The following is a 20,770-nucleotide window of genomic DNA, read 5'->3' on the forward strand; positions in this document are numbered from 1 at the left end:
GTATGAGCGCAACAATCAAACCATATCATATAGGGCGAAAAATAAGCCGTATTCGTGAACTGAAAGACATGAAACAAGAAGCATTGGCACAGGCTTTTGTTGTTTAGATAATTAGCTATAAATATAATCTCCAACTATTTTAACCACAACCCATTTATTGTTCTCTTTTTTCATAATAACAACTTGAGACGTTCCGCTACTATCAAAATATACTTTTAGATAATAAAACATAATGTATTTTTTATTCCTGTAATACATTGGTTCTGAAAGAATAATCATTTCATTAATTCTACTGTTCATATACTTTGTTAGAAAAGATCCTTTTAATGTTAAACCAATTCCTTTTTCTAAAATGAAATTGTAATGAGGAAAATCTTCTTTTTTCCAATACTTCTTTAGAGTATCACCGGCATATTCGGTATACATTTTTTTCCAGTATTTCTCAACAAACAATCCTCCTGTATTATATTCCAAAGGACCATAAGGGTCAATTATATGCTCACTCCCTTCTTCACCATTAAAAATTCTTAATGCTTGCTTATTTAATTCCTTATCACTCTGTAAGATATATTCTTTATTCTTATCCAAATTTTGCGTATCTAAAAATGCGTTTATTGGTTCGTAACTTTCTATATATAGTTTACTAGAACACGATAAAATGAAAAAAGGAATAACTAAAAATATTTTTTTTAAGTATCTCATAATATTTACCATACTAAATTAGTATGTAATAAACAGTCCCTCATCTCCTTTAAGAATATAGTCAAATGAAAAGATCTTATCATTTAATAAATAAAAATACGTTACAGGATTATTTTTACTAACCAAAATAAAAATACTATCTGGTGATTTGTTAAAAGTAACTTTAGTTCCTTCATAATCCTTATATTCTATAATGGAATAATTAGCTGAATCTATTAAAGAACTTTTTTCCTTTTTTATTTTTTTTAAATGTTTATCGAGAATCTTTACTCGATAAGCAATAGTGTATTTTGCATTATCAATTGATTCAAAGTACATATAATTATCAGCAATAAATTTCGCTTTACTTTTTTCAAAAAAAACTGATTTTACAAAATTATTTACAATTGTTTCGGGTGTTTGGGCCTTGCAGCTTGTTAATACGATGAACAATAAAATTGGTGTTATAATTTTTTTCATTTATAATAAAATAAATATCCCTGATTATTTTACTAATCAGGAATTGTTTTCTGTTTTCTATTGTTTGATTATGAGTAATTTTTGTTAATCTTTACCACTGACCCTAATTCTAATTACAGTAAAGTTACCATATTTCTCCGCATCCTCTTTCGTCCATGTAAACTCTTTTTCTTTTGGTCTTGTACCATGACTCCATTCTTTAACATCTTCTTTTACATAAACATAGAGTCCTAAAATATTCCCGTTTAATGTCTTACGACTCATTTCTTCTCGACTAATGAACCTAAAAGAAAAATAAGATGGATAATCTAATGTTCCATAAGCAATTTTAATCTCAGGTTTTATTTCTTTAAGAAGATTTTTCAATGGTTTATTAAGAAATTGCTGTTCATTTGCTTTTAATTTATAAATATCTCTAGGTGTTTGCACCATTTGTTGTCCTCTACAACTAGTGCCAATAAATAAAAATAGAATTGCGAATGTTTTTAATATAATTTTCATGATTCGATGTTTTTTGTTACTAGCCAAAAATCTAATATCATCTTTTATTTACAACAAAATTCTTAATAATAATTTCCGTCATTTATTTCTTGTACGAATTTCCATTTTTTATTTTCCATTTTCATTATAACTATACAAGTAGGTTCATTAAATTGTTTTTTAGTAGTAGTTTCAGATTTTGCAAATATTGCATATCCACCATTTTCATAAAAAATTGGATTAGAGAATGCGAAGACAATAACTTCAGCTTTTTTTTCCGTCATATATTCATCATAAATCCAAGGTTTAAGAAAATCAACTTCTTTTATAAATTTAATTTTAACATTTTTAAAATCATTTTGATTCCAAAAATCATTTTTTAACCAAATTTCATTTGTTTTATCATTGTGATATTTTTTAGCCATCACACTCCAATATTTTTCATTGAATTTCGGATCTTCTAAAAGAATGCTATTCTCAAGGGTATTCGCAGTTACTGGAATAAGAGATCTTGTTTTAAAAAGTTCTATTGCATAATTATTATTTATTTTATTTGCAATGACAATGATAGTGTCATTGTTTTTAATTCTGGAACTTACATATATATTTACAGGAGATTGTAAGCTTTCTTTGGAAGAAGAACATCCATATATTGATAAATTCAAAATTATTAATAGAATGATATATTTTTTCTTGATGTTATAATTGCTGAATATTAAATTGCTGGTATTTAATTATATATACCATTTACAGCTCCTTCTATAACCACCCATTTTCCATTCTTTTTTTCTAAAACTAATATCGAAGTATTCCCAAGAACCATATCGTTTGTATTTGTTTTTTGCAAGGTAAAAACAGCATATTTTTTATCATAATATATCGGATCAGAAAAGGAAAAAACAGTATAATAATCTTCAAAACCAAATTTTTCATATTTTCCTGGATTCGGAAACTTAGCACGTTCAAAAAACAGAATATTTTGAAGTTTAAAATCTTTAGAAGTCCAATTATTATTCCGAATCCAAAAATCTGTAATATACTTACTTTCATATTTTGATTTCATTTTTCCCCATTTTGCCTTATCATATAATGGTTCTTGTATACCTTCATCACGTTCGTATTTATTTGATAACGGCTCAAAATAAAATTTACCTTTAAAAATATCAATGGTAGTATTGTTATTTATTTTTTCTTGAATAATCATTACTTTTTGATCCCCTAGTTTTTGAGATTCCAAATAATCATTTATTGGAGCATTATTATTTTTTGTAACTGAGCAGCTACAGTATAAAATAATCAAAAACAAATATTTAATTTTTTTCATAGTAAAAATTAATTACAAGGTTTACCAATTGGGTTTTGAGGCTGTCCGGTACTATATCCAACAGCATTTCCTGTTTGTTCTGTATTAATTCTAGCGAAGATTATTAAACTGTCTTTATAGTTTTTATTGAAAATGTAAGTTTCATTAAGACCACTCCGGTACTAAGAAAAAGCTTCAGAGAAAACTGAAGCTTTTTCTTAGTATGGTTTTAATTCTTTGTCTATTCACTTTGTGTCACACGAAAGGATTCGTGCGGGATCTGGACCTTAAAAATGTGCTATTTCTTCACTTCTTCCAATAATTGTCTTAAAGCTTTCTTTTACATTTTAATTGATTTCCATAACGTTATTGTAATGATTCAATTCTACCCAAATACCATTTACTTTTTTTAACAATACCGCTTTTTCATCAGAAAAGCCTATCTCAACCGCAAAAGACCTATAAAATAAAAATGCATGTTTTTTATCTGTAGTTATTAAAGGTTTTGATAAATAAATTCCATTTTCTCCTAATTGACGGCTTCCTCGCTTTTTAATTGTTTTGTAAGGTATAATTTTTAATTTTTGGTCTTTAAAATCTGACTCTTTCCAATGATATGTAATTGTATCCTTTAAAACTTCTTTTTTTAAAACAGCTATTTCTATTGAATCGATTTCCCAAGTGTATGGAGGGTATCCATTTGGCGCAAAACGTATTTCACCTTCATAAAGATTTCGTTCATTGTAAGCATTTTCATAATATTGCAAAGCTTTAATTTTAGGTAACGATTCTTCAACTAAAACAACACTAGATTTATCTGTTTTTAATTCTTTATTTAAAAAATCATTTATTACTTTCATTTCTGTTTTTGATGATGAACAGGAAATAAAAGTTGTAACCAAAATTAACCATATTATTTTTTTCATAATTTCAATTATTTGCAAGATTTTCCTTTTGGAGTATACGCAGGGTCATTACTACCGTTGTTTTTCTCAGTCAAATAGTTATTTGAGATCCTTAGGATAGTTTTTATTGAAAATGTAAGCTTCATTAAGTCTCGCTACTAAGAAAAAGCTTCAGATTTCTCTGAAGCTTTTTCTTAGTAGGGTTTTAATTCTTTGTTTATTCACTTTGTGTCACATGAAAGGATTCGTGTGGGGTCTGGGTAGCTATAAGTACATATATTCCTAGGTGGAAGAATAAATAAACTAGATTTATTAAAATTTTATTGATATATTCCATTCCCGACTTTTTCAATAACAGTCCACTTGTCTTTGATTTTAACCATAATTAATATTGAAGTTTCATCAATATTTTTATAGTCAGTTGTAGTTGATTTTATCGAAAAAACAGCATATTTATTATTCTTATAATAAATTGGATCTGAGAAAGAGAAAACTTTGTAATTTTCTTGAAAATCAAACTTTTCATACTTCCCGGGATTAGGAAATTTTTCCTGTTTTATAAAAATGATATTCTGATGCTTGAAATCGTTTAAAGTCCAATAAATACCCTTAATCCAATAATCTTTAATGTATTTATCTTCATATTTAAACTTCATTTTCTCCCAATTTTTTTCGTCAAATAAAGGTTTATCAACTCCTTCATTTCTTTCGTACTTATTGGTTTGGGGCTCAAAATAAGTCTTTCCCTTAAAGATATCAATTGTCACATTATTATTAATTTTTTCTTGAATAATCATAATTTTATCTGATTCTTTCAAATTTAAACTAGACATATAATCATTAATAGGAGCTTGCTTATCCTTATTTATTGAACAATTAAATAAAAATTGAGAAACAATAAATATATACAATATTTTTTTCATATACGTTTAATTACAAGGTTTACCTATCGGGGTTTGTTCTTGCGGAGTACCTGCTCCTACTGTGTGACTAGTTTGTTCAGAAGCCAATCTATTATCAATTCTTAATCTTTCAGCAGTTCCTTGTGGAAACTTCTTGTCAAATATTGGCGCATCTCTTAAGCCTCCCCATGCTAAATCAGTATAAATCTGGTTAGGGGGTACTCCATTCTTTACAGGAACTCCCGTCTGAAATTCTTGCAATGCTGCTCCTATTGAATTTACATAAGTATTTGCCATTTCTTCATGTTGAGCATCTTCCTTACTTCCTGGGTATTTTGTATCTACATACTTCTGAAAAAGCGTTGGAAACTCACCAAAAACTGCTGGATTTTTCGATGCGGTATAATCATCCACTAAACTCATAAAAAAAGCGTGTCCTATCTCATGAAGCAAAATAGAAGCTTTGAATAATTGAGAGGAAGAAGTATAACTATCATTACTTAAAATTATGCTATAATTATTGTTACTAGTTCGTACAGTAGATGCAGGCACATTTCCTGAATTTCCAGAAGTAACTTTTACATTATATGTTTTGTTTGCATTCAGTTTAGTTAGAATATTTGCTATATCACAATTTGTTGCATTTTTTAACTGTTCTAAAACAGCTTTAGGACAAGGATCTAGCGCAGTACCGTCAATTTGCTTTTCTAGTGCTGCTATAATTTGATCATTTGTTGGTGCTGTAATACCACTACCGCCACCGCCACCTGTAGCATCCCAAGTCACTCCTGATACACCACCCACAGGAGTCCAACCCATACTTGAACCTGCACTTCCCCATATCGCGTCCCAATCAGTAGCATTTACGGCATTTACGGGTTTTTTGTAATAATTTATAATAAGTACTCCTCCTTCTCCGTCCTGAGGATTTTTACTTGTTTTTGAATTACTCTTTTCCTTTAGATATTGACCTATATAAATTCCATCTTTTGCTCCGTACCCAGTAATAAAATCACCCTCAAGGGAGTAAATAAACACTTTTCCAGAAAAATGATCTTGAGTAGAATTCTCCTCAGGTTGCATACTAAGAATAACACTTCTAATTTCATCATCTATCTTCACTACCAAAACACGATCATTTCGAACTTCGTTATTTGTTGCAAAAGGGATTACGGTCAATAACTGATCGCTTCCATTTAATTTTTCAAGTGTTGCTTTATCAAATTCAAGATCGCCTATTTCATTACTTGCTAATTTAGCCGTAGGATTATTAGTTGATCTTGTTAAGAATGTTTTAGCATCATTGATACTTACGGTCTTAATCCTGCTTTGTTCCTGTTCTGTTGAATTTTCACTATCCTGACAATTGGTTAGTGCCAATGTTAAAACAAAAAGAAATATTCTTTTTGTTATTTTTAATTTCTCCAGTTTGGTAGTTCTCATGGTTATATTTCAGTTTTTTCTTTCGAAAACCAAAAGTATACATTTTAGATATTTAAAAACAACCTTTTAGATATTTCTTACTAAATTTAAAAAAATAGACAAACGCACTACAATCTATTGACTATCAATATTAATTAGTTTGTACTGATTTGGTAATTGGAAAAAGTCAATAAAAAAACCCCGAAATACAGATTCCGGGGTTTGGTATTATTTAAGTTGAAATTTGCAGAGAGGAAGGGATTCGAACCCTCGATACAGTTGCCCATATACTAGCTTTCCAGGCTAGCTCCTTAAACCACTCGGACACCTCTCTAATTTGGTTTGCAAATAACACAAAAAAAATTGAGTTAGAAAAACAAAATCAACAATAGTTTAGAAGACTTTTCATTCTCTTGAGTATTTTGATCTTTCGCCACGAATTCCACTAATTTGCACTAATTTTTGCAAGCGTAAAAATATAGATAATTATAATTCGAGTAAATTCGTGACATTCGTGGCCAACTTTTTTCATTTAATTCTGCTACCACTAGTTTACATACTTTTTCTAAATTCTTCCATAAACAGTTTTACAGCCTTTTTTTGATACGCCCCTTCAATCGTTAACATAAACGATTCTCTTTGTGTGGGAACTCCTGTAATGGCTATTGCTTTCAAATTATCCCAGCCTTTTAAAGCTTTCTCGGTTACAATTGTAACCCAATCACTTTCTTCTACCAATTGCAAAAGAGCGTGAACGGCGTTTAATTCTATTGAAACTTTTGGTTTCATATTATTTTTCAAGAACAATTCATCTAAGAATTCCCTCGAACTAAATCCTCTTACAGGCAAAACAAGCGGATGTTCTCCTATTTTTCTAAAGGAAATTTTATCTAAAACCGCTAATGGATGTGTTTTTGCAACTGCCATAACCAGATTTGAAGTAAATAATGGGATTTTCTGAATGGTTTCTTTTATTTCTTTAGAAGAAATTACCAAAACCAAATCTAATTCGTTATTTAATAATTTATGTTCTAAAGGTTCTGTTGAGCCATATTCTACGACAATTTTTAGATTCGGATATCTTTTTGCGAACAAATTGACAATTGGCAAAACCAAAAGTCCGAAAATATAAGTTACGCCTATTCGTAATTCTCCACCAATCATTTCGTTCAAATCCTCAATGGCTTGTTTCCCACTCTGAACATTTTCGATGACTTGTTTGGCATGAATCAAAAAAACAGATCCAGCTTCTGTAAGCTGAACTTTCTTGCCAATCCTGATAAACAAAGGCATTCCGAGTTCTTCTTCTAGTTTTTTTATTTGCTGCGATAGCCCGGATTGCGTTACAAAACACAATTCGGCAGCTTTAGTAAAATGAAGGACCTCAGCTGTTTTGATAAAATATTCTAATTGATAAATTTCCATATCGATAAGTTTTACTACTCATTATAAGTAAAATTATTAATTTTTCTAATGAAATCATAATCCCGAACTTTGTAAAAAAATATCAGGCATCATGTTTAAAGCGTTAAAATCAAAAAACTTCAAGTTATTCTTTTACGGACAATCTGTTTCAGTAATTGGAACCTGGCTTCAAAAAACAGCTGTGAGTTGGATGGTTTACAGCGTTACGGGTTCTGTTTTCTTACTTGGCTTAGCCACATTTTTAAGTATGATTCCGTCTTTATTTCTGGCTCCTTTGGCCGGAAGTATTATTGGACGTTATGACAGACACAAAGCCATGATATTATTACAATCTTTGGCGATGCTTCAAGCCGGAGCTTTGGCTTTATTGATTTACTTAAAAATTTACAACATCAACTATATTCTGGCATTAAGTCTTTTTCAGGGAATTATAAACTCTTTTGATATGACTTGCCGTCAAACTATGATGATTGATATTGTCGATAATAAGGAGGATTTACCAAATGCAGTTGCCCTAAACTCAACCTTAAATAATTTTGCCCGAATTGCCGGACCCGCTTTGGCAGGAATCATTTTACATCAATATGGCGAAGACATTTGTTTTATTGGAAACTTCTTAAGTTATATTCCGGTTTTGATTTCTTTATTGATGATGAAAATTACACCGCATATTAAAGCAACCGACAAAATGAAAATGCTAGACGATTTTCTTGAAGGTTTGGATTATGTGAAAAAAGAAACCGAAATGGCGAAAATGCTTTTAATGCTTATGTGCAGCAGTTTATTCGTAATCTCTTTTAATACTTTAATGCCGGTTTTTGCCAAAGATATCTTTAGCGGAAACGCTCAGACTTTTAGCTGGTTCGAAAGTGCCGCCGGAATTGGTTCAATTCTATCTGCTATTTATCTTGCTAATCTTAAAAAAGCCGACAATATGGGCAAAATAATGATTTCTGCGAGTTTATTATTAGGTTTTAGCATTATCATACTTGCTTACTCTAATAGTTTGACTGTAGCACTTATTTGTATGGCTTTGAGCGGTGTGGGAATGATGGCACAAACCTCATCGATAAACATTTACGTTCAGACGCAAAGTACTGTAAAAATGCGTTCCAGAAGTATTAGTTATTATTTGATGGCATATCAGGGAATGATTCCTGTGGGAAGTTTGATTATCGGTTATGTTTCTCACATTATAGGAACCCGAGAAACTGTGGCAATTCAAGGTGTTATTTGTATTATTTCGGTAATTGTTTATGTGTATTACAAAAATCGCAGTTCTCAGGAAGAGTTTGGAACTTGTGAAGTTCGTTATAAAGATTAAGAAAAATTAAAATTCCAAATTCCAATCATCCACAATCTTGTCATCCTGAACGAAGGATGATAAAACTAGTCGTTTTTGCCTTTTTAATATGAACTTATATCACTTATATGGTGAAAAGATTAAAGTGAAATCTCCCCGCGTAAAGCAGTTTCAAAAACATTTTTAAATTCTGTTTGAGGAATATTGTGACCCAACAAATACATAAGTTTTGTAATTGCGGCTTCTGTAGTAATATCTTTTCCTGAGATAACTCCCAAGGATTTTAAAGCTGTACTGGTTTCGTATTGTCCCATATTGACACTTCCGCCGGAGCATTGTGTTACATTTACAATATGTAAACCAGACTGAATTGCTTTCTGAATTAAATTCAAAAACCAATCTTCTGTTGGTGCATTTCCAGAACCGTAAGTTTCTAATACAATTCCTCTTAAATCTTTAATTGCCAGAATTGACGATAAAACAATTTCGCTCATTCCCGGAAACATTTTTATGATGGCAACATGATTGTCTAAGTTTTTATGAACGATCAGTTTTGCATCTGTATTTACAGGAAGAAATAAATGTCTGTTTAAGGTAAGATGAACTCCGGATTCTACCAATTCAGGATAATTTGGTGCCGTAAATGCTTTAAAATGCTCGGCATTTACTTTTGAAGTTCTATTTCCTCGGTACAATTTATATTCAAAATACAAACAAACTTCGGTGATTACCGGTTTTCCATTTTCCTGCAATGAAGCAATCTGAATTGCTGTAATCAGGTTTTCTTTAGCATCGGTACGTAAATCACCAATAGGCAATTGAGAACCTGTAAACACAACTGGTTTGGATAAATTCTCTAACATAAAACTCAATGCCGAAGCCGAATATGACATCGTATCTGAACCATGAAGCACTACAAATCCGTCGTAAGCAGCGTAGTTTTCTTCAATGATTGTGGCAATTTTTGTCCATTCTTCAGGATTCATGTTTGAAGAATCGATTGGGTTTTCGAACGAAACCGATTCGATCTCACAATCTAGTTGCTTAATCTCAGGGATTTTTTGCAATAATTTACTAAAGTTGAACGCTTTGAGTGCGCCTGTTTCAAAATCCTTACTCATACCAATGGTTCCACCGGTATAAATCAGCAATATTTTAGCTTTAGATGACATCTTGGTATTTTAATTTATTGACAACTGGATTTGCATACATACATAGAAATCCTTGTCTTGTAACTGGATTATCACTTCCGATACGCATTTCTAAACGGCGTTCAAACAATGATTTCTCATTTTCTTTATACAAATGAGCGAATCGATCTGTTTCGTTTAAGATGTCGTATGCAATAAAATTAGTTGGCCATAATTGGTAATTCTTCAAAATCGAATCGTCGATTACTTGTGCCAGAGCCTGAACTTGTTTGTTGGCATTGTCATTTTCGGCAACAATCTGATCAATTTCGGTATCCAGAACATCTCCAACCGAAATGTGTATTCTCTTTTTAGTTCCCATGATACCACTTATGATGGTCATGAAATCTTCGTTTTTATCTTTTACGTAAACTTCGTTGTTTGCTTCTGCCATTAATTGTGGCATTTTTAAAACATCTGTAGGATCATACTCGTATGAAATTGAAACCGGAACGATCTTTAATTTCTTAAAATAATCCATCAAATTTGGCTCATCAGAACCCATTCCGATCATTTTTAAAACGCCTGGATTGGTTTCGTCATTTCCGTCTTTAGTACGTCCTTCTCTTTGAGCAATCCAAACCGAACGATTTTCGCGAAGCAATAATTGCCCCATATATTCAGCAAGCAATTTCGAACTTTGTAACATTTCTCTTGGTGTTAAACCTCTTAGAACCAAAAAGTTTCTATTTAGCTTTGCCAATGTGCTCAGGAATGCTTTTTTAACTAAATTATCACCAATTGCAGATGCTGTCATAACTAAACCATGTTCGAACAAACAAACATTTAGTAAAGTTGTATCTAAAAGAATATCTCTGTGATTGGAGATAAACAAATAAGAAGTGTTTTTTTCCAGTTTATCAAATCCCGAAGTTGTAAGTCCTTCAGAGCTTTTTTCTAAAACCCTTTGTATAGTATTATAAATAAAGTTGCATTGAAAATCACGAATCGAATGTGTTTTCTTAAGTTGCTCTTTCCAAACCTCATCTTCTACTTCCGGAAAAGTAAAGTTCATCATGGTTTTCATCATCGGATGATTAACAACATCATGAAGTGCTTCATTTATTTCGGAATCATAAAACGGTCGAATGGCATCAAATTTCTGCATTATAAATATCTATTTTAGTGGGCAAATGAACAAAAAAAAAATCAAAGTATTGTAAGGTATGGGTTAAATCCCAAAAACGTCTTTTGAATTTTGTGTCGTAATTGTCGTTATTTCCTCTTCAGAAACGTCATAAATATCGGCTAATTTGCTAATAACATTTACTAAATAACTGCTTTCATTGCGTTTACCACGATACGGAATTGGTGCTAAATAAGGAGAATCTGTCTCCAAAACAATATGTTTTAGATCGATTTGATTTAAAAACTGATCAATTTTTCCGTTTTTAAACGTCACTACTCCACCAATTCCTAACTTCATATTGTAAGAAATCGCCTGAAGTGCCTGCTCATGTGTTCCCGAAAAACAATGAAAAATTCCAAACAAATCATCTGATTTCTCTTCTTCCAGAACTTCAAAAATTTCGTCAAACGCCTCGCGACAATGAATCACGATTGGCAATTTGTATTGTTTTGCCAACTGAATTTGTCTCTTAAAAGCAATTTGCTGTTCTTTAAGATGGGTTTTATCCCAATACAAATCAATTCCGATTTCGCCAACGGCATAAAACTTTCGTTTTGCCAATTCAGTTTCTACATGTTTCAACTCTTCTTCGTAATTATCTTTCACGTAAGTGGGATGTAAACCCATCATCAAAAATACATAATCAGGATAATTTTGTTCTAAATCGTACATTGATTGTGTTGCAGCGGCATCAATTGCAGGAATAAAAAAACGTGTTACTCCGGCATTTATGGCTCTTTGCATCATTTCGTCACGATCCTGGTCAAATTCTTCTGAATATAAATGTGTGTGCGTGTCGGTAATTATAGGTGTTGAATTCAATTTTTGTAATTTTTAAAGGGTCAAAATTACGATAATATTAAAAACTTTCCCAATTTGAAAAAAATGGCACGCGGATGGTACGGATTCACTTCGTAAAAACGTGGATGAAAACGGATTTTTTGTCAGACTAAGCGTAGTCGAAGTCCCGTAAAGATTACACACCGTAAACCCGACAGGTTTTTAAAACCTGTCGGGTTTGAATACGCATAAAAAAATTCGCAAAGCTTTTAAAACTCTGCGAATCTTTGTGTAATTCTTTATATATCTCTACGAATATATCTAATCTAACTCGTCCAGAAGATCCTGAACATCATCGTAGTTTTCATAATCTTCAGATATAGTCCCCAAGATTTCTTTACATCCTTTATAATCTTTTTGCTTTAATTTAGATAAAGCAAGATTCCATTTGGCTTTGTCTTTATAGACAGAACTTCCGGATATTAATTCGTTAAAAACCGTTTCAGCTTTTTTATACTGGCTTTCTTCTAATAAAGAAACGCCGTAAAAATATTGAACTTCGGGTGTTTTCTTTTCTTTTAAAATTGCTTCAAAAAACGGAATTGCTTCTGCATATTGTCTTTCATTAAAGGCAATTTGTGCTTGTTGCAAATTTTCCTGTTCTTCTCCTCGCTCAGTAAAAGAAGCTTGTTCCGGATGATTATAATCTTCAAAATTTGGATTCTGATTGTAATTAAAAAAGAACAATCCAAATAAGATTATTACAGAAGCCGCAGCAGCAAAATACCAGGCATTTAAGCCTATAACTTTTGGTTTAGTGGTGTTGAAATGTTTGTCTGAAATGGTTTTCAAATTTGCTTTAAACGCTTCTCTTTCTTCTTCATGTACAAATTTATTTTCCAGTTGAACATGCAGATTCTTGAAAGTCTCAAATTCCGCTGCCATTCCGGGATCTTGAGTCAGTTGGTTTTCAAAACTATTTCTTTCATCAACCGTTAGTTCGCCTTGAAGATATTGATCGAATAATATGTAGCGTTCTTCGTTCATGACTAATTATTTTTTAGAGATTTAAAATTTTTGGCTTCCTGAATCCACTGTGTTAATTGACCAACGCATAACGATTTTTTCTTGCGGACATAGCCGTACGTTACGTTTAGTTTTTCGGCAACTTCTTCCATTGATTTAATGGTAAAACTCAACTTCAACAATTCCTGACATTTATCGCCCAATTTCTGGAACATCGTATCAAAAAGCTGTTGTTTTTCGTCAAATTCTTCTGTTTGCCCAATTAATTCCAGTGCAGATTCATTCATAGATACCGCATCTTCATTTATTGTTACCCCTTTATTTGATGTTTTTTTCAATTCGTTGAGCCATTTTCTTTTACACAATAGAAAAAAGTAAGCATCAAACGGACAAGTTAATTGTAGTGTATTGGCTTTGGCCTGATTAAAAAGTAAAATCATGACTTCCTGAACCACATCCTGCGCATGTTCTTTGTCGCCAGAGTTGTTCATAATGAACATAACGACCTTAGGAACAAACTTTTTGTAAATCGTCTGAATGATTGCCGAGTCATTTGCGGCAAGTCCTTCAATATACATTTGATCAGGATGAATTTTAGTTTGACTCATAAAAAAACATTTTGTTAGCTAATTTAAGAAAAAGAATCTGAAATAAATTTTAAACAATGGGGTAACAATTATACAATCAAGTTGATATAACGTTACAAAAGTCTTTTAGCATTAGTAAAAGTGCAAAAGAAAAGAGCACACGGGTTAGACGGATTAAACAGATTGGCACTGATTCTTGATTTAATAATTCGCGCTAATTAGTGCAATTAGTGGCAAAAAATCTTTCTGAACAATTAAAATTAAGAGAAATGGAAACGTATCAATTTACAAACGAGAAAACCTTAGATCAATTTAACGAAATGATTGCAGCAAAAAAACGCAATGGTTTTGTAATTATTGAGCACAATGAGAAGCTGCCTTATGTGGTTTTATCCAAAGAAAAAAAATCCATTAACCATTTCCTTCATCTCTTTCTTACCTGCATCACCTTTGGGCTTTGGGCAATTGTTTGGGTTTATTTAATCGTTACGCTTTCGCGGAAAAAAAACATTCTTGTTGCCGTAGACGAAGACGGAAACTTGTTTGAAGACAAATGCCTTTCAGCATAAATTAAAAAAAAATAAAAATCAGGGGTAACAATTTTATAAGCAAGTTGATATAGCATTATAAAACACGTTCAAAAAAATAATTGCAAAAACAAGGGTAACAATATCAAACCTTAATTGATATAACAACATAAATATAATTAACAACCAAATCTGAAAAACCACTTGATACTAATCAGGACAGATTTATAAAAACTAGAAATCATGAACACACACTTTAAGAAAATCGGACTTTTATTTTTATTAGTGATCACTTTTGCAAGTTGCAGTACAAGCGACGAAGGTGACAACAATCTTGTTTTGCCTCCAACCGCAGCAGCATTTAAAAGCATCAGCTCAAAAGGAGTTAAGAAAAACACCCAAAACTTTACCATTACAGCCGGAACTGGTGTTGTAACGATAACATCTGCAAAAGGAGTTAAACTGAACATTCCCGGAGATTGTTTAACCAAAAACGGAGTTGCCGTAACCGGAGCTGTTGATATCGAATACATCGAACTTTTTGACAAAGGAAATATGTTGATTACCGACAAACCAACAATGGGAATCACGCCTGACGGAAAGAAAAACTTACTAATTTCTGGCGGAGAATTCTTTATCAAAGCCACGCAAGGCGGAATTGAACTTAAAACATCCTGCTACATGACCATGGTAGTTCCTGCAGCTTTAACAGATGGTGTAGACAATACAATGACTTTATGGAATGGAGTAATTAACGACAGAGGCGATCTTGCCTGGGAACAGCCTAAACCAAACGCTGACGGTGCCGGAGGAAAAGGAGGCGTTCAAGGCGAAGGAACTAATTATTATGTAACGTTTGGAAACTTTGGATGGACAAATGTGGACCGTTTTTACAGTGATCCAAGACCAAAAACAACGCTTCTTGTGGATGCTCCTGATGGTTACGACAACAACAATAGCGCTGTTTACCTATCATACGATGGTGAAGGAACAAATGCACTTGCTAAACTCGACACTTATACGCCTGCTGGATTATTCAGCGAACACTACGGTCAAATCCCGATTGGTTTAGCTTGTCACGTGATTTTTGTAACCGAAGATAATGGACAATGGCGCTATGCAATTAAAGCTGTAACCGTTGCGGCCAACGATGTTTACACCTTTACACTTGCCGAAACAACAGTCGGCACAGAAGCTCAACTGGTAGCAGCAATCAATGCTATTCAGTAACTTACAAAATACTTTTTAAGAAAAAGTGGTGATTTGCTCATCACTTTTTTTTACATTTAATCCAGTTTTCAAATTAATTCTGATGATTTTCAGAAGCTAATCCTGCTATTCGTTGCAAACGAAGTTCACTGAACTCCGATTAAATATGAATTAAGTGAAGTAATCTTTTCTGTCCGCCGCGGCGGACAGAAAAAGGATTTCCACTACTATCAGGGCTAAAAAACCTCTAGTTATGAAACCACTATCATCTATCTTCTTTCTTCTATTTTCTATTTTCGCAATAGGACAAACCAAAGTAAAAGACACCATAACCCGAAGAGCCAATATTGGTTTTATCCAAAACGGAAACGTTGTTACTTATAAACCGGAAACTCCACCATTAATTCCGATTGCGGGTGCACCAAAACCAAGTTATTCTTATTTATGGGAACTTGGAGACGGACATTACAGTAAAGAAGCCGAACCCAAACATGTCTATAAAAACAAAGGAACATACACCACAAGACTTGCCGTAACCAACAATTACGACAACGGAAAACCTCCTGCAACGCGGCCAAAAAAAGTTGCCATAAACGACATTACCGACACCAATTATAAAGACATTGCATCAATCGAAGATCAAAATGGATTTGCGATCCTAAAAAACTGCGATCCCATTCCGGATCAGGAAATGGTAGTCGTAGTAAGTTATCAAAATCTGGAGAATTATGTAGCAAGCGGAAAACTCTATCTTTTTTATAATGAGAAACAATTTAAAAGCAATAACTTCGAATTAGTCGATTTTAGAACCTATGCAAATGAACGTGAAATACAAGAAAAAACCGTCGCTTCTGTAGACGATTTAGACGACACAAACTCTTATTTGGCTTCTGCCGAAAACAATTTCAAAACCAAAAAATACAGAAACACAACTACCGAAGAAGATCTTGACGCTTCATTATTAGAAGCCAATAAGCTATATCATAATGTATCAGTTCTGGAATTTGACGATGCAAATCCAAGCGAAACCCGAAATGTGTTTTATACTTTTAAAACTACTCCGGAAATGATCAAAGATACCAGCGCAACAGTTACAATGCGTGGTATTTTTGTCCCAAACAGAAGTTACAAAAACCACAAAATAAAAAATCTCGAAATGGAAATCGTAACTTCTCATGATCCTAATAAGATGGGCTCTAACGGAAGTTTTATCAATTATAGATTAGTTCGTTTTAAAAGAGTGAATTTTAAAACTCGTTTCCAAAACAATGGCGAAGGTCCGGCAAGAATGATCAGGCTTGAAACTGATATTCCGGATATGTTTGACAAAAAAACATTTCAGATCGAAGATATGTATCCCAAATGTCCAATTTGTCCAAAAGGCGAAGAACCAACCGTAAGTTGTCTCGATACGATTATCAAACAAAAACAGATTTTCTTTACCTTCAAAAATATTTACTTACCCGGAAGCGAACAAAAAAATGTACACGAAAAAGACAGCACAAAAGGTTTTGTCAAATATTCCATGAAATTTAATGAAGACTTTCATAAAGTAAAAACCAGAAGCCGAACCGCCATTATTTTCGATAAAAACGAACCTATAATTACCAATTATGCCACTACCCGATTCTTACCCGGAATTTCGATTGGGGCAAAAGCAGGTTATAACCTATATCCTGATTTAGAAAAATCGACGAGTTATTTTGTGGGTGCAACTATCTCGCCTTTTAAATCGTATCGTTTTTATTGGCAAGCCGAATGGTTAAATGCGCTGAACAAATACGATAGTGGCACAACTGTAGTTAGTCAGAACGTGGTAAGCCCAAATGGCGTAAAACAATTTCAACGCACTACAACAACAATCGAAAATAAAAATGTAAACTGGGAAGTTCCCGTTTTACTGCGATATAATATTAATACTTATATAGGAATTGGCGCGGGAATTCAGGCGAATTTTGATGTTTCATCTGAACAAACTCAAACTAAAAAAATTGAAAGTTTTGAAGGCGGAACAGATCAGTTTTTAATAGATACCCAGACAAAATCAAACTCAGTTAAAAACTCATTTGGTAATTTAAAAACGGGAGTTTTATTTGATTTAACAGCTGGTTTTGCCAGAATTGGTCCAAGTTTAGGCGCACGTTATGTGATTAATTTTGAACAGAATTTTAATTATTTCCAATTCTACGGAATCTGGAAGTTTTAGGACTTAAACCGTAGAGATTCACAAAGAAAAAAGTTTGCCACGAATTGCACAAACTTTCACAAATACAGGACGCAAAACAATGTGCAAATTAAATTAAAAAATAATTCGTGCAAATTCGTGCAATTCGTGGCAGAAAAAACTTTAATATGATAAAACTATATTGCTACATTTTCTTCTTCTTCACTCTGATTTCATTCGGACAGAAATCGGTATCTCAAGAAGATAGAATATACAATGCAGTTGATATTTTTGTTGCGAATCCTTCAGCGAAAGCGTTGCAAAATTTAACGAGTACAGAAACTGATTTTTGGAAAAATCCGAAACCAAAAACCAAAGATGAACTATTGGCAATTGTGGTTTTAAACTGCAATAAAGCTTATTATGAAAATCAATTCGGGCAAACCGACAAAGCAATTGCGAGTTACGAAAAAGCCTTGCAAATTTATCAAAAAAAGAAACTTTCAAATTACGATATTATTGAATTTTGCCTAAAACCTTTAGGCAATTTATATACTGTTTTGGGTGATTATGACAATGCCGAAAATACGATAAAGCAATACTTTTTTATTGTAAATACTTCTAAAAATTATCCTGAAGCGCAGAAACTAAAGTTTGCTGCGATTCTTAATCTTTCGAATGTATATCAAAGTTCCGGCAAGGTTTCTTTGGCAATTGAATTATTAGAAAGCACTTTAAAAACGGAGAAATTATCCAATTCTCAAAAGGGAATTTTATGGAATAATTTGGGGAATAATTATTTGTTGAGTTCAATAGGAAATTTGATGCGACCGGAGATTTATGAAAAAGCCAAAACTTCATTTGAATTGGCTGTTCAATATTTGAAAAATGAAAAAGATCAATCCGAATCTTTATCAAATTGTTATCGTAATCTGGCAACATTAAGTCGCAAAAGAGAAAAATTTGACCTTGCTAATTCTTATTTGGTAAAAGCAGAAAAGTTGCTTTCAGAAACGAACTTTCAACCTCGTAAAATGGCAAAACTCTATTATGATAAAGCTTTACTGTTTTTTGATGAGCAAAAATATGATGAAAGTGAAAAGCAAATAAAAGGCATTTTTAAAATTCTAATCCCGAATTATAATTCAAAAAACATTCTTCCAAACCAAAATCAATTGTATGCGGAAACGGTTTTAGTTGATGCGCTCGATTTAGAGGCAGAAATTCTGCGACTTCAGAAACCAAAAAATGCACTCACAGCTTTTGAACTTTCTTTTTACATTGAAGACTTATTGATGAATTCTTTGGTTTACGAAAATTCAAAAATTATTGCACAATTACGGGCGCGTAATCGTACTGAAAAATGCATTTCGATTTATGAAAGTTTATACAACAAAGAAAGAAAAATTACTTATTTGGAAACTGCTTTTCAATTATCTGAAAAAACAAAATCAGGAATTTTAAAAGGCTATCGCTTGAATATTAAAAATGCTACTTCAGAAGAACAACAGCTTTTTCTTGAACTTCAAAATGTAAATAATGCGATTTTAAAAGAACAGCAAAAAGGAAATTCGGCAGATATTTCAGAAATAAATGCTTTTATTAAATGGCAGAATAAATTAATGCTTGCACTTAAGGAAACTCAATCACAAAATCAAGATTATATTCCCGAAAAATGTGATTTAAAGGTGTTGTTTTCAAAATTAAAAAATGACAAAGCCATTATGGTTTTTTATTTTATGGGATTTGAGAATCAATATTACTTTACTTTGCAAAACAACTTAATTAGTTTAAATCGCCTTAATACGTCTCACGTATCAATTTCAAAAATTGCACAGTTTGTCGATTTTTTTGATTCGGCTGATGCCATTACAAATGATATTCCTGGCTATAATAAATGTGGTAAAGAAGTTTTTGATATTTTAAAATTGCCAAATAATTCTGTGTATAAAAACCTCATCATTGTTCCGGATGGAATTTTGAATTTCCTGCCTTTTGAAGCTTTAATTACGCAGGAATCTTCTACAACTAATTTTGTCAAAATGCATTATTTATTGAATGATTTCAAGATTGGATATAATATTTCGGCTAATATTTATCTGAATTCTAAACCTAATTCAAAATCAGAAAAAACAGTTTTGGGCGTTTTTCCAATTTTCGAAAAAACACCTTTTGAATTGGGTTTTTCTAAGAATGAACTGGAATCGATCCGAAATAACTTTAAAGGAAAATATTTAGAAAATTCAGAAGCAACTTTTGGTAATTTCAAAAATAATGCAAGCAAATATTCGATTTTGCATTTAAGCACACACGCTTCTTCGGGAGATATTGAAACTCCGGCAAGCATTAAGTTTTACGATCAGGAAATCTTATATTCAGAATTGTATAATCTTAATATAAATCCTGATTTAGTAGTTTTAAGTGCCTGCGAAACCGGAATTGGAAAATTGTACAAAGCAGAAGGTGCGATGAGCGTTGCCAGAGGTTTTCAGTTTGCGGGAGCTCAGAATCTATTATTTTCGTTATGGAAGGTAAATGATTACACAACATCTGTATTTATGGATGATTTTTATAAAAACATTAAAAAAGGTCTTCCTTATTTTGAAGCGAACGCCAATGCTAAACTTGATTTCCTGAACGACAAATCGATTCCAAATGCCAAAAAATCGCCATACTATTGGAGTTCATTTGTGTATTACGGATCTATTTCGGCAGAAGAGAAATCAACAAATTATATCTTTTACATCATTAGTTTATTGACTGTAATTGGTTTATTTTTGGTTTTCAATCATTATCAGAAATGGAAAATCTTCACGAGGTTCTCAAAAAAGAGAAATACAAAAAAATAAAATTCAAAGTTACCAAGACGCAACACCTTTTAGTAAAAGCCAAAATCAATGGTATTTCGGGAAACTTTATTCTGGATACCGGAGCATCAAATTCCTGCGTTGGATTTGAAAGCATTGAACGTTTTGAATTAAATGCAAAAAAATCAAAAACCAAAGCTTCAGGCGCTGGCGGAACCGGAATGAAAACACAGATTTCGGCACATAATAAGTTAGAACTCGGAAGTTGGAAAAACACGGACTTTGGTATCGTGATTTTTGATCTTTCGCATGTCAATGAAGCTTTAGAATCTTTTAAGGCAAAACCTGTTCATGGTATTATTGGCGCCGATGTTCTTCTTGAAGGGAAAGCAATTATAGATTATTATAATCATTATTTGTATCTTAAATTATAATTACAAATTCAATATA

At 32.3% G+C, this 20,770-nt stretch carries 20 protein-coding genes, 1 tRNA gene and 1 pseudogene; 7 read left to right on the plus strand and 15 right to left on the minus strand.

The window, feature by feature from the left end:
- Positions 1-2: 2 nt before the first annotated feature.
- Positions 3-95: pseudogene (locus CHB81_RS01040) on the plus strand (transcriptional regulator); the annotation flags it as partial.
- A 16-nt stretch (positions 96-111) separates the two neighbouring features.
- On the opposite strand, the gene CHB81_RS01045 reads toward CHB81_RS01040, so the two are convergent.
- From CHB81_RS01045 to CHB81_RS01090, 10 genes are all read right to left on the minus strand, one after another.
- Positions 112-702: a hypothetical protein gene (locus tag CHB81_RS01045; RefSeq protein ID WP_089350267.1), complete on the minus strand. Its 591-nt coding sequence runs from the start codon at positions 700-702 to the stop codon at positions 112-114.
- 18 nt (positions 703-720) lie between these two features.
- Positions 721-1,161 (minus strand): hypothetical protein, encoded by a 441-nt coding sequence (locus CHB81_RS01050; RefSeq protein WP_089350033.1) that lies wholly within the window; start codon positions 1,159-1,161, stop codon positions 721-723.
- 84 nt (positions 1,162-1,245) lie between these two features.
- Positions 1,246-1,662, minus strand: coding sequence for a hypothetical protein (locus CHB81_RS01055; protein ID WP_089350034.1), 417 nt, complete (start codon positions 1,660-1,662; stop codon positions 1,246-1,248).
- 62 nt (positions 1,663-1,724) lie between these two features.
- A complete protein-coding gene (locus CHB81_RS01060) occupies positions 1,725-2,306 on the minus strand; it encodes a hypothetical protein (RefSeq protein ID WP_089350035.1) in 582 nt (193 codons plus the stop codon).
- 65 nt (positions 2,307-2,371) lie between these two features.
- Positions 2,372-2,965, minus strand: a complete 594-nt coding sequence (locus CHB81_RS01065) for a hypothetical protein (RefSeq protein WP_089350036.1) — start codon at positions 2,963-2,965, stop codon at positions 2,372-2,374.
- A gap of 326 nt (positions 2,966-3,291) precedes the next feature.
- A complete protein-coding gene (locus CHB81_RS01070) occupies positions 3,292-3,870 on the minus strand; it encodes a hypothetical protein (RefSeq protein WP_089350037.1) in 579 nt (192 codons plus the stop codon).
- A 299-nt stretch (positions 3,871-4,169) separates the two neighbouring features.
- Positions 4,170-4,772, minus strand: coding sequence for a hypothetical protein (locus tag CHB81_RS01075; protein ID WP_089350038.1), 603 nt, complete (start codon positions 4,770-4,772; stop codon positions 4,170-4,172).
- A 6-nt stretch (positions 4,773-4,778) separates the two neighbouring features.
- Entirely contained in the window at positions 4,779-6,194 is a 1,416-nt protein-coding gene (locus CHB81_RS01080; protein ID WP_089350039.1) for a hypothetical protein, read from the minus strand.
- 226 nt (positions 6,195-6,420) lie between these two features.
- Positions 6,421-6,507, minus strand: a tRNA-Ser gene (locus CHB81_RS01085).
- A 218-nt stretch (positions 6,508-6,725) separates the two neighbouring features.
- A complete protein-coding gene (locus CHB81_RS01090) occupies positions 6,726-7,598 on the minus strand; it encodes a LysR substrate-binding domain-containing protein (protein WP_089350040.1) in 873 nt (290 codons plus the stop codon).
- Between the two features lie 91 nt (positions 7,599-7,689).
- Here CHB81_RS01090 and CHB81_RS01095 point away from each other — a divergent pair, with 91 nt between their 5' ends.
- Positions 7,690-8,922: an MFS transporter gene (locus CHB81_RS01095; protein WP_089350041.1), complete on the plus strand. Its 1,233-nt coding sequence runs from the start codon at positions 7,690-7,692 to the stop codon at positions 8,920-8,922.
- A gap of 119 nt (positions 8,923-9,041) precedes the next feature.
- On the opposite strand, the gene CHB81_RS01100 is transcribed toward CHB81_RS01095, so the two are convergent.
- From CHB81_RS01100 to CHB81_RS01120, 5 genes are all read right to left on the minus strand, one after another.
- On the minus strand, positions 9,042-10,073 hold the full coding sequence (locus CHB81_RS01100) for an asparaginase (RefSeq protein ID WP_089350042.1): 1,032 nt from the start codon (positions 10,071-10,073) through the stop codon (positions 9,042-9,044).
- Positions 10,063-11,199, minus strand: a complete 1,137-nt coding sequence (locus CHB81_RS01105) for a 1-acyl-sn-glycerol-3-phosphate acyltransferase (RefSeq protein WP_089350043.1) — start codon at positions 11,197-11,199, stop codon at positions 10,063-10,065. The genes CHB81_RS01100 and CHB81_RS01105 overlap by 11 nt, the downstream gene beginning before the upstream one ends.
- 63 nt (positions 11,200-11,262) lie before the next feature.
- Positions 11,263-12,042, minus strand: coding sequence for a TatD family hydrolase (locus CHB81_RS01110; RefSeq protein WP_089350044.1), 780 nt, complete (start codon positions 12,040-12,042; stop codon positions 11,263-11,265).
- A 279-nt stretch (positions 12,043-12,321) separates the two neighbouring features.
- Entirely contained in the window at positions 12,322-13,047 is a 726-nt protein-coding gene (locus CHB81_RS01115; protein ID WP_089350045.1) for a tetratricopeptide repeat protein, read from the minus strand.
- A gap of 2 nt (positions 13,048-13,049) precedes the next feature.
- Positions 13,050-13,634: an RNA polymerase sigma factor gene (locus tag CHB81_RS01120; RefSeq protein WP_089350046.1), complete on the minus strand. Its 585-nt coding sequence runs from the start codon at positions 13,632-13,634 to the stop codon at positions 13,050-13,052.
- 248 nt (positions 13,635-13,882) lie between these two features.
- On the opposite strand from CHB81_RS01120, the gene CHB81_RS01125 reads away from it, so the two are divergent.
- From CHB81_RS01125 to CHB81_RS01145, 5 genes are all read left to right on the plus strand, one after another.
- Positions 13,883-14,182 carry a hypothetical protein gene (locus CHB81_RS01125; RefSeq protein WP_089350268.1) on the plus strand — a complete coding sequence of 100 codons (300 nt, stop codon included), beginning with the start codon at positions 13,883-13,885 and terminating at the stop codon, positions 14,180-14,182.
- 201 nt (positions 14,183-14,383) lie between these two features.
- Positions 14,384-15,370 carry a hypothetical protein gene (locus tag CHB81_RS01130; RefSeq protein ID WP_089350047.1) on the plus strand — a complete coding sequence of 329 codons (987 nt, stop codon included), beginning with the start codon at positions 14,384-14,386 and terminating at the stop codon, positions 15,368-15,370.
- A 232-nt stretch (positions 15,371-15,602) separates the two neighbouring features.
- On the plus strand, positions 15,603-17,555 hold the full coding sequence (locus CHB81_RS01135) for a PKD domain-containing protein (RefSeq protein WP_089350048.1): 1,953 nt from the start codon (positions 15,603-15,605) through the stop codon (positions 17,553-17,555).
- Positions 17,556-17,701: 146 nt separating this feature from the next.
- Positions 17,702-20,362, plus strand: a complete 2,661-nt coding sequence (locus CHB81_RS01140) for a CHAT domain-containing tetratricopeptide repeat protein (RefSeq protein ID WP_089350049.1) — start codon at positions 17,702-17,704, stop codon at positions 20,360-20,362.
- Positions 20,314-20,754 carry a retropepsin-like aspartic protease gene (locus CHB81_RS01145; RefSeq protein ID WP_089350050.1) on the plus strand — a complete coding sequence of 147 codons (441 nt, stop codon included), beginning with the start codon at positions 20,314-20,316 and terminating at the stop codon, positions 20,752-20,754. Before CHB81_RS01140 ends, CHB81_RS01145 begins: the two co-directional genes overlap by 49 nt.
- The last annotated feature ends 16 nt before the right edge of the window (positions 20,755-20,770 follow it).

Origin of the sequence: Flavobacterium sp. ov086 (assembly GCF_900187965.1) — a bacterium.
In the GTDB taxonomy this organism is placed as follows: domain Bacteria; phylum Bacteroidota; class Bacteroidia; order Flavobacteriales; family Flavobacteriaceae; genus Flavobacterium.